We start from the raw sequence: 13,481 nt of genomic DNA on the forward strand, positions 1-13,481 counted from the left end.
CAGTTATTACGGTGATAACTGTTCGTCTCGAACAAATCACTGCATATTCTTAGCCTATTCACAGCAAAATTTAAGGAAACTTTTCGATAATAGGAGAGTAGAAAATTATCTTTCTTTAGAAGATACCAATTGCTATGTCTCCTCACCATCATTTTATTGACTTGACCGCAGAGAACTTTCAGACTGAAGTAATTCATTCACCAATTCCGGTTGTGGTGGATTGCTGGGCAAGCTGGTGTATGCCTTTTTACAAGGACAATCTGCTCCTCGACAAATTATTACAAGAGTTTGCCGGACGAATCAAAATCTGTCGCTTAAATGTGGCAACCGCTGATGCGATCGCAGCGTGCTATAGCATTCGTGCCGTGCCTATGCTGCTAATCTTCTGTGATGGCAAGATTGTAAATCGATCGATCGGTACAGCACAACTAGATAAAATCGTCGATCGGCTCGATATATTGACTAAAAACGCTGAATCGAATAGAAGACTAATTAGCTGTTAATGAATTTCTCGCAACTAAATCGGCTCCCCTCAGAACTTAGAGCCTTTGCCTATTCTGTAGAGCTAACCGCAGGAGAGATCCTCTTTACCCAAGCCGAACTTGCCGAAGCAGTATTTGTGGTGGAATCTGGCTGCATTTTGCTCTTTAACTATACCGACGATGAACAACGAGTCAACCACTACCGTGCTAAAACCGGAGAACTCTTTGCCGAACTGATGTTGTTTCATGAGAAATATCTCTGTACGGCGATCGCCGATACTCGATCGCGGGTAGTGGTTTTCCCAAAGCAACCCTTTTTGAAAGTTCTCAAACATTCTCCAGAACTAACTGAAGCATTGATGTTGCAGTTAGCCAAACGACTTCACGAGAGCAAAATGTTATTGGAACTACGAAGCATTCGTTCTGCTCATAAACGAGTGTTGCACTATTTACAGTTACTGACCTCATTCCAGTCAAATACATTAATTTTGGATCGTCCCCTGAAGGACATCGCCCTCGATGTAGGATTAACGCCTGAAGCTTTATCGCGATCGCTAAAATATCTCCAAGAACTGGGTGTAATCTCTCGTAATCGGCGAGAAGTTAAGATTCACCGAAATCGGCTCTAAATTGATTCTAATCATTGAGAGTTCTAGATATAAATCTTATAATGGCTCTATTTATTTCTCAGCTCTTCATTATTAGTATCTGTCTATGAGTTCTCTAGACCCCCGATCCGCTGCGCTCAGTCATCATGTGCTGGAATGCTTAACGGAACTAAGTTACCATACTGGCGACTTAAATAGCTACTTAACCGAGCTGGTATTGGGGGTCAGCAGATTAATTCAGTCTGATTGGTCGATCGTGACTATTTGTGAGGGCGATACAGGTCGAACGATCGCCAGTAGCCTCGATCTGGGACAGGAAGATGCTGGCTTCTCGGTGCATGGGACACTCACGGAGGAAGTGATTAGCTCAGGACGACCGCTAATCGTTGAAGATAGTCGCAAACAATTGAGGCGAAATAATCCACCCCCAGAATATCCCTGCTATCTGGGAGTTCCGTTAAGAACATCTAGCAAAGAAGTAATTGGGACGATTTGTTCTTTCCTGCGGGAGCCGCGCCCCTTCACAGATGCGGAAGTCAAAATCGTTGAATTATTTGCCGAAAGAGCGGCTACGGCGATCGAAAATTATCGGCTCTATCAGCAGCAAATCCGCTTCAATCAACGGCTGGCTGAAGAGGTTGCTGCCCGAACGCACGATCTTCAGCTTGCCCAAGCACAGCTCATCGAACGGGAACGATTAGCCGCCATTGGCGAATTTACAGCCACGATCGTCCATGAAGTACGGAATCCCCTAATGACGATCGAGATGGGCTTAAAATATGCTCATAAAGTGTTGAATGCCTCAGCCGATCGAGAGCGGTTAGACCTATCTCTGAGCGAATCCGATCGACTCAAACATCTATTGCAAGAAATTCTCTCCTATGCCAAACCCCAACCATTGCAGCTTTCTAGGCTGAATATCAGTGAATTTTTGAAGCTGCTGTTAATCCAGATTCAAGAACTACCCGAAGCTGTCGATCGCCGGATCGATTTTGACAGCCATCTTCCAGCAGGTGAAGTGATGGCGGATATCAATAAGTTAAAACAAGTTTTTATCAATCTGTTTCGGAATGCCTGTGAGGCGATCGCGCCCCACGATATTATTAGGTGTTCGCTCGGTGCGGAAATTGACTCGAACTACGTTTCGATCCAAATCCATAATGGCGGAGAGCCGATTCCACCAGAGTTATTGCCCCGACTTACCACCCCCTTCTGTTCGTCCAAGCCCTCTGGCACTGGCTTAGGATTGGCAATTTCCAAGCGAATTATTACAGATCATCAGGGCAAGCTGACGATCTCCTCTTCTAGTTCGGGAACGACTGTGAGCGTTTATCTGCCGATCTGCTCCCAATCTTAGAAAGACGATCGAAAACTTGCTGCCTTCACCTCATGTCGATCGCGAGTAGGAAACCATTGAATCCATTTGAGATCTTTGAGATGTTCGATTCTCCAAAAGCGGGGTTGCACCAACGAAATCATGCGTGAGTCGAATAGCTGCGAGCGAGCGACTTCTGCGTTGGCTGTTTTTTCAGTATCATTATGAAAATACATTAAATATAGTTACAAATAAGACTAAATTAAATCAACTAATCATAAAGCGCGATTAGACTTAATCTTGTCCGCCTAAATACCCAATCAGGGGTATTATAAGGATAATTGTCGGGCTAATACCCCTATTTGCTAGGGGATATGCGGACAGTTATCGGGCTATTCACCCAATTTGGGGTGTTAGACGGAAAACTGTCCGTCTAATAAATAGTTATGCCGAACCGATGAGTCCAAGGTAAATTTCTCGACATTGTCGTAAGTCAAACTGTAGACTCTTGGCAGTTAGACCAGGAGAAACAGATATGTTTAGAATCGGCGAATTTTCTAAAATCGCCCAAGTTTCGGGCCGTCTGCTGCGTTACTACGATGAGATCGGACTCCTTAGACCTGAGTTTACTGACCAGCAAACGGGCTACCGCTTTTACAGTGCGCAACAACTACCCAAGCTCAATCGTATTTTGGTGCTGAAAGAACTCGGTTTATCGCTGGAACAGATCGCTCAACTGCCCGATCGAGACACCTCCACAGATGTAATCCGAAGCATGTTGAGCATTCGTAAAGCTCAGATTGAGCAATCGGTTCAGGAAGAACTGGCGCGGCTGCGTCTAGTAGAAACGAGACTACAGCAGATCGAAGTGCATGGACAGATCCAGGAACCCAACGTTATCCTGAAATCCGTTCCAGCCCAGCAATTTCTGGCACTTCGCGAAGTTCTGCCCGACATTGATGCGGTAAAACGCCTTGTGCAGAAAATCAATGGCTTTTTACCGTCCAAGGTAGGACAAAGTAGCCTTGGTTATATGGCTGTTGTCATGCATTCCCCTGTGTACGATCCCGAAGTGCTCGACTTGGAAATCGGTTACCTAATCACGGGAAAAGCCCTAGAGTCGGTCAGGCTGTCTGAGGAACGGGTGCTAACCCTACGCGAATTGTCTGAGATTGAGACAATGGCAACGCTTGTTCATGTAGGGCGAGTGGCTGACACCCATCAGACGTATGGTGCGCTTGGTGCCTGGATTGAACAGCATGATTGGCAGATCGTTGGGACAGGGCGAGAAATTCTATTGCAACTGCCAGAACCCGAAAAAACGGAAGAAGCCGTGTTTGAAATTCAATTTCCGATCGGCAAAATCAGTAGAAAATTGGGGCTTGACTTTGACGTAACGGCAACCCCTAAGCTGTGCATATCCTCAGATTGAGGCAGAAATCAAGTATATGCAACGGAATTAAAGCCACAGAGAATCAATATGAAAAACCCAACGATCCTTGTTACAGGTGCAACGGGTAAAACTGGCGGTGCTGTCGTAACACAACTGTTAGCCAAAGGCTATGCTGTTCGGGCACTTGTGCGATCGCAAGATAAAAGGAGCCAACAACTCGAGCGTCTTGGTGCAGAAATTGCAGTTGCCGATCTCTTCGATCCCGAGCAACTTACCCACGCTCTGCGCGGTACACAACGGGCTTACTATCTGCCTATCTACCATCCTTATATGATTCAGAGCGCGGTCGCCTTTGCCGTCGCAGCGCAGGAGGCAAAATTGGAGGCGATCGTGCAAATGAGTCAGTGGACTTCCAGCCCCTCCCATCCTTCGCTGCTCACCCGTCAGACATGGCTAGTAGATCGGCTTTTTGCGAACATTCCCGGCGTGGCACACACAATTGTTAATCCAGGGATGTTTGCCGATAATTTTCTGCGCGTGGTGGACTTTGCTTCGTTGCTCGGCTTCTTTCCCATTTTGATGGGCAAAAGTCGGAGTGCCCCCGTTTCAAATGAGGACATTGCTCGGGTTGTCGTGGCAGTGCTCCTCGACCCCGAACGCCACGCTGGCAAGCGTTATCGCCCCAGCGGATCTCAGCTTCTATCGGGATATGACATGGCAGCGATCGTGCAGAAGGTTCTCGGTAAGAGGGTCTTGCCAGTTAAGATGCCAATGTGGTTGTTTTGCAAGGTTGCTCAACAGCAGGGTGTAGATCCCTTCTTAATCAGTTCGTTGCGCTACTACGTTGAGGATAACAAGATGGGAACATTCTCATGGAATGGGGGCACCAGTGATGCGATTCTAGAACTGACGGGTGAAGCCGCCGAAGATTTTGAAACGACGGTACGACGCTACCTTGCCATGCCCTTTGCCAAACCAACCATGACCAATCGTTTGCGTGCCTTGGTCGATTTCTTGATAATTCCTTTTTACCCTGGCTACAATCCAGAACGTTACGATCGCGGTATGCGTTTTCCCATGCCAACTCAACCTAAATTCTGCCTAAACAGCGATCGCTGGCGTGCCGAACACAGTCCCCAAGTTGCAGTTCTCAGCGATAGCAAAGTTTAAGAATGGAAAAATGCTCAAGGCATAACAAACGCAATGCACCGGAACTTTGAAGTATGCTGGTTGTCAGCAGGAGTTACCTGAGTCCGGTGATTGCGAACGTTGTGCCGCTTAGTCCTCGGTGTGGGTAGCAATTTGAGAGTTCTCATTGAGACAACCAATGTTGAGTGAGCTTAGGAATAGTCGTGAGAAAATAAGGAGCGCACAAGCGACGATAACCCAAGCCAGATTTCTAATGTATGAACTACTACACTCATTCATCCAGCAGCTTTTCCCAGAATGCCAGGTTGATGCAACACTGATTGAACCGCTGCTGGAGTCGAAGCGGGTGCTTAAAGGTGACTTTCTATTTAGAGAAGGCGATATCTGTTATTTCGTCGGTTTGACAATGCGAGGCTGCTTGAGAAGCTTCTTTCTCAAAGATGGCAAAGAACTGACCTTATTTTTTCACCCCGAACATTCTACATTGGGGGATTATGAAAGTTTTCGACGGCAAACGCCTGCTTACTTTTCTTGTCAGGCGATCGAAGACTCGGAGGTACTCACCTTAAATTCGCAAGCGATCGAAATTCTAGAAACCTTACCAGATGGTCAAAAATTACTCAGGCTGGTTGTGGAAGACCTCGCTTTCCAGTTGCGAGATCGTCTACTTTCTCTTTATCGAGATTCCCCGGAGCAGCGTTATCTCGATTTCCTGAAAAGCGAACCCAAACTTTTGCAGCGCATTCCACAGCAATACTTAGCATCGCATTTGGGAATTGAGCCAGAATCCCTCAGCCGATTGAAGCGAAGGGTACAGGAAAGGAGATCGACTTAACCCAAGTCAATGCGTGTTATCGATCTGTACAGTAAAGTTGTTGAAAATACACATCTGCTGCACAGGAACACTATGTCACTAGATCGAAATAAAGCAATTGTCCTCAAATTCTATGAAGCCTTTGACCAAAAAGATGTCGAGCGAGGACGAGAATTGATGTCTGCTGATATTATCGGTCGTGGCATGGGAACGGATACTCTCAATGGCTATGATGCGTTCATGCAATATGGAATGATGATGTTTTCTGCATTTCCAGATGGTTGCCATCTTGTGGAAGAAGTCATTGCTGAAGATGATAAAGTTGTCACTCGTGGGATCTTCACGGGAACGCATCAGGGGGAGTTAATGGGAATTCCACCTACAGGCAAACAGGTCAAGTTTTCAGTCGTTCATATCGATCGGGTTGTAGACGGGAAAATTGTCGAGCATTGGGGGCAAGGCGATACCTTTGCAATGATGCAGCAACTGGGTGTAGTTCCGGTGTAAACTTAGTGTTGTATATGTTCTATAGTTGGAGTCTGTGCTTTAGCCTCAGAATTGCCTACCAGAATGCAGGTTTATGACGAATCAAGGAGAGAAATTCCTCACGAGTTTTGGGATCTTCCTGAAACGCACCTACCATCGCACTCGTCACCGTCCAAGCTCCAGGCTTCTGCACGCCGCGCATCGACATGCACATGTGAGTTGCCTCGATAACTACCGCAACTCCTTGCGGTTCGAGCACGGTTTGAATGGCATCGGCAATTTGACGAGTCAATCGTTCTTGTACTTGCAGGCGACGCGCATACATTTCGACGATCCGAGCGAGTTTGCTCAAACCGACCACTTTTTGGTTGGGAAGATAGGCAATGTGCGCCCGACCGACAAATGGTAACATGTGATGTTCGCACAAACTAAATAGATCGATGTCCCGCACCAAGACCATTTCATTATGCCCTTCGTCGAATACCGCCCCGTTGATGAGTTCCTCCAACGATTGCTGATAGCCGCTAGTGAGAAACTGCATTGCTTTCGCCACTCGGTCTGGTGTTTTGAGCAATCCTTCGCGATTGGGATCTTCAGCCACACCTAAAATTATGGTACGCACGGCATCTGCCATATCTGCTGGGCTGACTTTGGCAGTAGTCGGCAAGATCTCGATCGTGCCGGAACTTTTGGGGGTAGATGAGGAATTGAAACTGTTTCGATCGGCGATAGTCATGTTAGATCTAAATAAAAAATATGCTGGAGATCGATCGGGTGTTGACGATCCGATCGCCACCAGACTATGAGTTGGCTGTAATTACATCAGTTTTAGCCCAATCGAGCAACACCAAAAGTAGCGTTAAACTTGCGACACCAGATCGCCGCAGAGCGATAATTTGCGAGGTTGATATTAGCAGGAATGGCATAAGTTTGGGCACCACTAAATTTTTTAAGGCGAGACAGAACGACATAATCACCGCCTTTCAATGCATAATTTGGTGCTTGGGTCGTACCGAGAACATTGCCAGAACGATGCAAAATAACTACCAAATCTGGCCCTTGGCTAGAAGTTTTGAATGCTGAATCCAGTTGTAAAAACGATCGACCGTTTTTGGTGACGATACTGGCACCACCTCTGGTTGGTTGTTCGCCACGAACGAATGAACCGGACTTGAGAGTTGCTGCTAGCTGCAAAGGACGATCTGAAGGGCTACTTTGAGTTGTCTGTGGGCGGATTTCCATCATCGAATCGCTCGCCACAGAGCCAGCAGGAATCCGGTCTTGGGTAGCAGCTTTTACCGAACTAATTACTACTAAAGAAGCCAAACATAGAATCGATGCTTGAATGAATTTCATAATTAAATGTTCCTTATTGACGATGGTAGTTGATTCGCGTTTCGACTGTAGATAATATTCACCACTCGAACTTGCAGAAGAATGATAAATTTCTGAGAAATGACTTAGAAAAAGCGGAGTAAAGGCTCCACCAAAGAGGTGCGATCGTGTAACCTGCCCCAGACAACGCTCGCGAATCTATGGCTTGGTTGTTGGTGTTGGTTTTGCATCACCCTTCATCGCGTCACCTTTCATCGCGTCACCTTTCATCGCATCACCTTTCATCGCACCGCCCTTATCCTTCATCGCATCGCCTTTCATGGCATCGCCCTTATCTTTCATCGCATCGCCTTTCATGGCATCGCCCTTATCTTTCATCGCATCGCCTTGTTGGGTAGCGTCAGGGGTTGCAGTTGGTGTAGTCGAGCAAGCAGTAAGATTGGTACACAAGATTAATCCAGCAATAACAGCCAAGACTTTCAAGTTTTTGGTGCGATCGATCCCGGCGAATACAGTAGCTAATTTCATGAATTACTCCCGATCGATTGTCGATCGATATAATGGTTTAAAACGAACCGCATGTGGCTCGACAATTACAGTATCTCCAACTGTCCTGAAACCTTTCTGAACTTATCCCTAAAATTACCTAAATTTATTCTGAGAACTTGCTCATGCCAATCTCAGCAATTTCTCAGATTACCCTCGTACCAGCCAGAGTTAATGCCCACCGAATTCTAGCGATCGTGTCGTTCCAGCCGTACTTCAACTTCACGCTCTACATAATCCCATTCTTTGCTCGATCGCATCCGCACGAGTAATTCATCAAATGCTTGGGTATGTTCCGGTGCAAATTCAAACCAAGTGAGAAAATCAAATGGTTCGCCGATGTCGCGACAGTGGAGCAATCGACGGGCTACTCCAGGCAGATAGTCCATCCCCACGGCGGTATGATGAGACTCTTCTTCAAAAATCGCTCGGCGTTTGTCTTGTGCCATTTCCCACCATTGGAGCGATTTTTTAATCGGAATCAACACCGCACAAATTGCATCCGATCGATTCAATTCGGGCTGAATTGCTTTTAATGCAGTAACTTCATCGTGCATGGCATAGCGAACGTTACTGCTAAAACCATGTAGAATCCACGAACTATCTAATGGTAATTCGGTAATGTTATCATTCACTACATTTACTCGATCGACATGTTCTAAATTAGCACCGAAAATACTTCGTACATCTACCACTTGCCATGTACCGCTGTTGCCACCAATAAACGAATATCTGTTGTTCATATTATTTGACAAGTTAAGATTAATTAGTCGATTGGATTAACCACAATACCGATCTCTACGAGGCAATTCAAGAGCTGCGCTGCATCATTTCCCCGATTTCTCCCGTTCCCGATATTGCGGTAATAGCCATCGTTGGCATAGCCGCGCCGCAAGGTAATCGACTTCCTCAAGCCGATGACCCGTTTGAAGGTGCTCCCGATTGGGTAATTGAAATTAGATCGCCCGATCGATGTATCCTCAATGCCAATTGGCAGCGATCGAGAAGGTGCGATCTAACAAGGTTTTAAGCTCCTTGGTTGATTCGGTAAGCTTTGGGAGATAACCCTGTACCTTGACGAAACCATTTCCCAAGATGACTATGGCTACTAAATCCGCATAGCATTGCAATCTCCACAATTGGAAGCTGAGTTTGTTTGAGCAAATGTTTTGCTCGTTCGACCCGTTGTTCGATTAAATATTGATGTGGCGAAACCCCAATTGCTTGCTTAAACAGACGGCTAAAGTGAAAATGGCTCATTCGAGTCAGTTCAGCAAGCTCAGCGATCTTAATTTCTTGGGCTAAATGCTCATGGATATAATCTGCGATTTGGAGAAGTTGTCGATCGCTTAACCCTCCCTCACAAAGTACAGTTCGTGACTCTGTTACAGAGAAATTTCTGAATAGCTGTACAGTCAGCGCACTTACCAGAGAACTGACATACAAATGTCCCGCCAAGCCACCGCTTTTGAGTTCATCCAGTAACATTAGGCTGATTTGTTCAACCTGAAGGTGGCGAACTCGAAATTTCGGCAGTAGCTCGATGCAATTAGCATCTAAATTTGCGACCTCTTGAGCAAGCTGCTCAAAACATTGGAGATCGATCTGAATCCGAACGTAGCGATCCTCTCGCTGCCACTGCCAGAAGAAGGGATGTCCAGCGGGAACGATGCAAATGTCGCCTCTAGTGCAGGGGCTATTGTGCTGGCGATTGCCCTCGATCTGAAGGAGGTGGGAAGGAGCAGAATTAAGCGACACGCAAATGGTGTGGGTTGTTAAACTCTCTTACTGCTCTTGACCAGGAAAGGCTTGGATTTCTTCAACCAAAATGTTCTCCCACTGCTGCGTTGTTCTCGAATGAACTCCAGAGGATTGTTCTTGCTGAAGAGAGTTGGCAGCTTTTGTGGTTGAAATTGCTGTTGGGGTCGATTGGCTCTGCATACCGTTCATCGTGTTGCTTTATACAAGAGAAGTGGGTTTGAGCGAATCTGGCAAACTGCCGCAAGATTATGATAGTTCAGCATAATTAGAGTAGCGGTGGATTATTAAAGTTTTCTAAATTGTAGATCGTTCGCGAGCTTGAGGATAAGAAAGCAGTGTAATGGTCATGAAAAAATTGAATCAATCGGGCGTTGGCACGGAGATCCGAGAATTTGCCAAGCTCGCCGTGCCCCTAGCGGGTGCTCAAGTTGCCCAAGCCGCTATGGGGTTTGCATCCACTCTGATGATGGGACATTTGGGACAGGAAAGTTTAGCAGCAGGCGGATTAGCATCAACAACCTTTCAGTTTTTGTTGAGCGTTGCCAGTGGCGTTGTGATGGCAGTGAATCCACTTATTGCCGAAGCGCATGGAGCCGATCGAAAATCACAAGTTGAGCAACTGACACGTCAAGGTTTATGGCTATCGTCGATCCTTAGCATTCCGATGATGTTCTTTGTTGGGCATCTAGATGGATTGTTGCTTCAGTTGGGGCAGGCAGCACCAATTGTTGCAATGGCAAGTCAGTATCTAGGCCAGACGATCTGGGGGATTTTTCCAGCTCTAGGATTTACTGTACTCAGAGGGCTGGTAGCAACGATCTCTCAAGCCCAGATTGTCACCATCACCGTTGTTGTGGGTCTGCTGGTCAATGTGGTCAGCGGTTACGTTTTAGGATACGGCAAATTTAGTTTTCCTCGGATGGAGTTAGTCGGTCTTGGATTATCCATTACCTTCAGCTATTGGGTCATGTTCGTCCTTCTATTAATCTACGCAATCATCCACTCGGATTTAGAGGAGTACCCATTTTGGCGAGAATTACATCGACTAAAGCCCCAACTGCTTTTGCGGTTAATGTCAATCGGGGTATCGATCGCAGCCTCAACCCTGTTGGAGCATGGTTTATTCACGATCGTCGTTTACCTGATGGGGATATTGGGATCTGAAGTACTAGCGGCACATCAAGCGGTTTATCAAACCGCGTATCTAATTTTTATGGTGCCTCTCGGAATATCTTATGCGACCGCCATTCGAGTTGGTTATCATGTGGGACGGCAAGACCTCAAGGCAGCACGAAAAGCAGGCTATGTCAATGTGTCGGTTGCGGCAGGATTCATGGCAGTGATGGCGATCTTCTTGCTCACACATCCTCAATCCGTGATTGGTTTATTCCTAGATATTCATAAACCAGAAAATGCTGATGTTCTCAAGTTGGCAGTGCCGATGCTCATGATTGCAGCGTTATCTCAATTCTTAGATGGTGTCCAAAGCGCAGCAGCGGGTGGATTATATGGGCTGCAAGATATGCGTGCAGCAATGCTGTTAAGTTTCCTGGCATTCTGGGGTGTCGGATTGACCAGCGGCTGTGTATTGGGATTTTACTTTGGTCTTGGAGGAGTTGGATTGTGGGTGGGGCAATCAATTGGAGTCGCAGTCGGAGCAGGGCTTTTCCTTTGGCGGTTTCAAAGCCTTACCTCAAAAAGTGACTTTGTTTGATTGAAGTAAGTAATTCTCCATCTCATCATTGGCGTAATTAATCATCTCGGTGGTTCCTATCAAATGATTCCCAAGTCGATAACCGCCCATGCCAAGCAGCCCAACATGTCGCTGCATATCGGTGAGTTGCAAAGGGTATTTGCGTCCAGTGATCTCGATCGTTAGCCTGCACTTTTTCTTAAATTCTCATGATAATATGTAAGTAATTACGTAATTGACTTCACAATTATGGATTTCTACTCTCAAATTGGTAAAGTAGCGCTAGGTAGCCGCCTACGGCGATTGAGCGATCGCTTGACCGAAGATGCCGCAAAAATTTACACGCTTTACAACGTTGCACTAGATCCAAAGTGGTTTCCTGTTTTCTATGTTTTGTCGCAGAAGGAGAGTGCAGCAGTCACCGAAATTGCTCAAATTATTGGGCACTCTCATGCTTCTGTCAGTCAGATCGTCAGAGAGATGAGCAGTCGAGGACTCGCAACAACTGAAAAGCATAGTCAGGATGCGAGAGTGAGCGTTGTCAAGCTCTCTGATGCCGGGAAGCAATTGATTCCTCAGCTTGAAAAGCAGTGTATTGATGTCCACCAGGCTGTTGAGGAACTTCTATTAGAATCACAATACGATCTCTGGAACGCAGTTGCAGAGGTTGAATTTCTTCTCGCTGGCAAAAGTTTTTTGGATCGAGTCCAGGCGGTGCGAAAAGTACGTGAACAGAAGTCTGTTGAAATCATTAACTACTCACCAGAGTTTCAAGATGATTTTAAACGCTTGAACTATGAATGGATTGGAAAATACTTTCAGCTAGAAGAAGCCGATCGCCAGTCCCTCAATCATCCAGATGAAAAAATTTTGAAGCCTGGTGGACATATCTTCATGGCAGTATATAACGGTGAAAGTGTCGGGACTTGTGCCTTAATCAAGATGAATGACAACACTTATGAACTAGCTAAAATGGCAGTCACAGAAAAAGTTAAAGGCAAAGGGATCGGATGGCTGTTGGGGCAAGCAGCTATTAATAAAGCGCGTGAGTTAAAAGCCGAAAAAGTATTTCTGGAGAGTAATACAATTTTGGAGCCTGCTATCAATCTTTACCAAAAGTTAGGGTTTCGGAAAATAGTTGGACAGCCCTCGCCCTATCAGCGCTGTAATATTCAGATGGAGTTGAAACTGGTTTAGGCGTATCTTAAGAAGCGATTGCATCAGCAGCCTAACAATGCCCATGCACACCGACTGCCGAAAATGGATCGGTATGATGCATAGGTTATCTGCGGCGGGTGATGGGCAACGGTTAGCCTGCTGAGGTTATCGCCAGGGAAAGTAGTTGGCGTTCTGTTACCGGAATCGATCGACACAATAATTCAATCAACTTGAAAAAATCTCTCTAAAGATAGATAGATTTTGACGATCGATTCGATCGATGAGTGAGTCGAGCGAGGTATCTATGGGAAATAATCGGTAGTACGGAAGAATCCGTACTACTTCAAGAACTATGGATATGGAAACTTCTAAATCCTCAAGTTCAGCTCCAGAAACCACCGCAAAATCTTGCTGTCCCAAACGGTGGCAGCTTGGTTTGCTAACCCTGCTCCTCTTACTCGGCGGTGGGGCGAACGTCTGGCGGACGCTGATACCCAGTCAAGAAGCCGCACCACCCACCGCCGCGCGGACTGCCGCCTACTCCAGTTTAAACCGCTGCCATCGGTCGCGGACAAGGCACCAGAAATATTCAGCTAGTAGGGCAGACGAAGGCAAATCGAAGTGCTACATTGCGGACTCAGACAGCCGGGACTGTCGAGCGGGTCTTTGTGGAAGTTGGCGATCGCGAAATTCAGTCAGTGTTTTTCCTGTCCATCGTTTAAACGCTCGATGAAAGGCACT

At 46.3% G+C, this 13,481-nt stretch carries 16 protein-coding genes and 2 pseudogenes; 10 read left to right on the plus strand and 8 right to left on the minus strand.

The genetic code is table 11. The annotated features are described in order from the left end of the window. Positions 1–134 precede the first annotated feature (134 nt). From CHA6605_RS32250 to CHA6605_RS29670, 3 genes are all read left to right on the plus strand, one after another. A complete protein-coding gene (locus CHA6605_RS32250) occupies positions 135–503 on the plus strand; it encodes a thioredoxin family protein (protein ID WP_015328860.1) in 369 nt (122 codons plus the stop codon). Next, the gene (locus CHA6605_RS29665) at positions 503–1,111 is read left to right on the plus strand and encodes a Crp/Fnr family transcriptional regulator (RefSeq protein WP_015328861.1); all 609 of its coding nucleotides are present in this window, start codon (positions 503–505) and stop codon (positions 1,109–1,111) included. Before CHA6605_RS32250 ends, CHA6605_RS29665 begins: the two co-directional genes overlap by 1 nt. 85 nt (positions 1,112–1,196) lie before the next feature. Beyond that, on the plus strand, positions 1,197–2,447 hold the full coding sequence (locus CHA6605_RS29670) for a GAF domain-containing sensor histidine kinase (RefSeq protein WP_015328862.1): 1,251 nt from the start codon (positions 1,197–1,199) through the stop codon (positions 2,445–2,447). On the opposite strand, the gene CHA6605_RS29675 is transcribed toward CHA6605_RS29670, so the two are convergent. Then, positions 2,444–2,641, minus strand: coding sequence for a hypothetical protein (locus tag CHA6605_RS29675; RefSeq protein ID WP_015328863.1), 198 nt, complete (start codon positions 2,639–2,641; stop codon positions 2,444–2,446). The genes CHA6605_RS29670 and CHA6605_RS29675 overlap by 4 nt on opposite strands. Positions 2,642–2,940: 299 nt before the next feature. Between CHA6605_RS29675 and CHA6605_RS29680 the strand changes: the two genes are divergently transcribed. From CHA6605_RS29680 to CHA6605_RS29695, 4 genes are all read left to right on the plus strand, one after another. Then, complete coding sequence (locus CHA6605_RS29680; RefSeq protein WP_015328864.1) at positions 2,941–3,837, plus strand: MerR family transcriptional regulator; 897 nt, start codon at positions 2,941–2,943, stop codon at positions 3,835–3,837. A 48-nt stretch (positions 3,838–3,885) separates the two neighbouring features. Beyond that, positions 3,886–4,968: an NmrA family NAD(P)-binding protein gene (locus CHA6605_RS29685; protein WP_015328865.1), complete on the plus strand. Its 1,083-nt coding sequence runs from the start codon at positions 3,886–3,888 to the stop codon at positions 4,966–4,968. A 232-nt stretch (positions 4,969–5,200) separates the two neighbouring features. Next, the gene (locus tag CHA6605_RS29690) at positions 5,201–5,782 is read left to right on the plus strand and encodes a Crp/Fnr family transcriptional regulator (RefSeq protein WP_015328866.1); all 582 of its coding nucleotides are present in this window, start codon (positions 5,201–5,203) and stop codon (positions 5,780–5,782) included. Between the two features lie 72 nt (positions 5,783–5,854). Beyond that, complete coding sequence (locus tag CHA6605_RS29695) at positions 5,855–6,268, plus strand: ester cyclase (RefSeq protein WP_015328867.1); 414 nt, start codon at positions 5,855–5,857, stop codon at positions 6,266–6,268. Between the two features lie 55 nt (positions 6,269–6,323). Here CHA6605_RS29695 and folE read toward each other — a convergent pair whose 3' ends face one another. The 4 genes from folE to CHA6605_RS29715 all read right to left on the minus strand — a co-directional run bounded on the left by folE (position 6,324) and on the right by CHA6605_RS29715 (position 8,871). Beyond that, the gene (gene folE / locus CHA6605_RS29700; RefSeq protein WP_015328868.1) at positions 6,324–6,983 is read right to left on the minus strand and encodes a GTP cyclohydrolase I FolE; all 660 of its coding nucleotides are present in this window, start codon (positions 6,981–6,983) and stop codon (positions 6,324–6,326) included. 92 nt (positions 6,984–7,075) lie between these two features. Next, complete coding sequence (locus CHA6605_RS29705; RefSeq protein ID WP_015328869.1) at positions 7,076–7,603, minus strand: DM13 domain-containing protein; 528 nt, start codon at positions 7,601–7,603, stop codon at positions 7,076–7,078. A gap of 177 nt (positions 7,604–7,780) precedes the next feature. Next, entirely contained in the window at positions 7,781–8,110 is a 330-nt protein-coding gene (locus CHA6605_RS29710) for a pentapeptide MXKDX repeat protein (RefSeq protein WP_015328870.1), read from the minus strand. 206 nt (positions 8,111–8,316) lie between these two features. Then, positions 8,317–8,871, minus strand: coding sequence for a chlorite dismutase family protein (locus tag CHA6605_RS29715; RefSeq protein WP_015328871.1), 555 nt, complete (start codon positions 8,869–8,871; stop codon positions 8,317–8,319). A gap of 23 nt (positions 8,872–8,894) precedes the next feature. Between CHA6605_RS29715 and CHA6605_RS33400 the strand changes: the two are divergent. Continuing rightward, positions 8,895–9,113: pseudogene (locus CHA6605_RS33400) on the plus strand (Uma2 family endonuclease); the annotation flags it as partial. A gap of 41 nt (positions 9,114–9,154) precedes the next feature. Here the strand turns inward: CHA6605_RS33400 and CHA6605_RS29720 are convergent. Further along, the gene (locus tag CHA6605_RS29720) at positions 9,155–9,886 is read right to left on the minus strand and encodes a helix-turn-helix domain-containing protein (RefSeq protein ID WP_232432343.1); all 732 of its coding nucleotides are present in this window, start codon (positions 9,884–9,886) and stop codon (positions 9,155–9,157) included. A gap of 27 nt (positions 9,887–9,913) precedes the next feature. After that, on the minus strand, positions 9,914–10,078 hold the full coding sequence (locus tag CHA6605_RS35980) for a hypothetical protein (RefSeq protein ID WP_232432344.1): 165 nt from the start codon (positions 10,076–10,078) through the stop codon (positions 9,914–9,916). Between the two features lie 151 nt (positions 10,079–10,229). Between CHA6605_RS35980 and CHA6605_RS29725 the strand changes: the two genes are divergently transcribed. Continuing rightward, positions 10,230–11,603: an MATE family efflux transporter gene (locus tag CHA6605_RS29725; RefSeq protein ID WP_015328872.1), complete on the plus strand. Its 1,374-nt coding sequence runs from the start codon at positions 10,230–10,232 to the stop codon at positions 11,601–11,603. Positions 11,604–11,831: 228 nt separating this feature from the next. Continuing rightward, positions 11,832–12,779, plus strand: coding sequence for a bifunctional helix-turn-helix transcriptional regulator/GNAT family N-acetyltransferase (locus tag CHA6605_RS29730; protein ID WP_015328873.1), 948 nt, complete (start codon positions 11,832–11,834; stop codon positions 12,777–12,779). 585 nt (positions 12,780–13,364) lie between these two features. Here CHA6605_RS29730 and CHA6605_RS37445 read toward each other — a convergent pair. Further along, positions 13,365–13,475, minus strand: a pseudogene (locus CHA6605_RS37445) (hypothetical protein); the annotation flags it as partial. Between the last annotated feature and the right edge of the window lie 6 nt (positions 13,476–13,481).

The organism is Chamaesiphon minutus PCC 6605, assembly GCF_000317145.1.
Classification (GTDB): Bacteria; Cyanobacteriota; Cyanobacteriia; order Cyanobacteriales; family Chamaesiphonaceae; genus Chamaesiphon; species Chamaesiphon minutus.

Bases quoted from the DNA above. Each gene is read 5' to 3' on its own strand.
- folE (WP_015328868.1), bottom strand. From the start codon at position 6,983: ATGACTATCGCCGATCGAAACAGTTTCAATTCCTCATCTACCCCCAAA.
- CHA6605_RS29685 (WP_015328865.1), top strand. From the start codon at position 3,886: ATGAAAAACCCAACGATCCTTGTTACAGGTGCAACGGGTAAAACTGGC.
- CHA6605_RS29690 (WP_015328866.1), top strand. From the start codon at position 5,201: ATGTATGAACTACTACACTCATTCATCCAGCAGCTTTTCCCAGAATGC.
- CHA6605_RS32250 (WP_015328860.1), top strand. From the start codon at position 135: ATGTCTCCTCACCATCATTTTATTGACTTGACCGCAGAGAACTTTCAG.
- CHA6605_RS29675 (WP_015328863.1), bottom strand. From the start codon at position 2,641: ATGTATTTTCATAATGATACTGAAAAAACAGCCAACGCAGAAGTCGCT.
- CHA6605_RS29730 (WP_015328873.1), top strand. From the start codon at position 11,832: ATGGATTTCTACTCTCAAATTGGTAAAGTAGCGCTAGGTAGCCGCCTA.
- CHA6605_RS35980 (WP_232432344.1), bottom strand. From the start codon at position 10,078: ATGAACGGTATGCAGAGCCAATCGACCCCAACAGCAATTTCAACCACA.
- CHA6605_RS29705 (WP_015328869.1), bottom strand. From the start codon at position 7,603: ATGAAATTCATTCAAGCATCGATTCTATGTTTGGCTTCTTTAGTAGTA.
- CHA6605_RS29665 (WP_015328861.1), top strand. From the start codon at position 503: ATGAATTTCTCGCAACTAAATCGGCTCCCCTCAGAACTTAGAGCCTTT.
- CHA6605_RS29695 (WP_015328867.1), top strand. From the start codon at position 5,855: ATGTCACTAGATCGAAATAAAGCAATTGTCCTCAAATTCTATGAAGCC.
- CHA6605_RS29670 (WP_015328862.1), top strand. From the start codon at position 1,197: ATGAGTTCTCTAGACCCCCGATCCGCTGCGCTCAGTCATCATGTGCTG.
- CHA6605_RS29710 (WP_015328870.1), bottom strand. From the start codon at position 8,110: ATGAAATTAGCTACTGTATTCGCCGGGATCGATCGCACCAAAAACTTG.
- CHA6605_RS29725 (WP_015328872.1), top strand. From the start codon at position 10,230: ATGGTCATGAAAAAATTGAATCAATCGGGCGTTGGCACGGAGATCCGA.
- CHA6605_RS29680 (WP_015328864.1), top strand. From the start codon at position 2,941: ATGTTTAGAATCGGCGAATTTTCTAAAATCGCCCAAGTTTCGGGCCGT.
- CHA6605_RS29715 (WP_015328871.1), bottom strand. From the start codon at position 8,871: ATGAACAACAGATATTCGTTTATTGGTGGCAACAGCGGTACATGGCAA.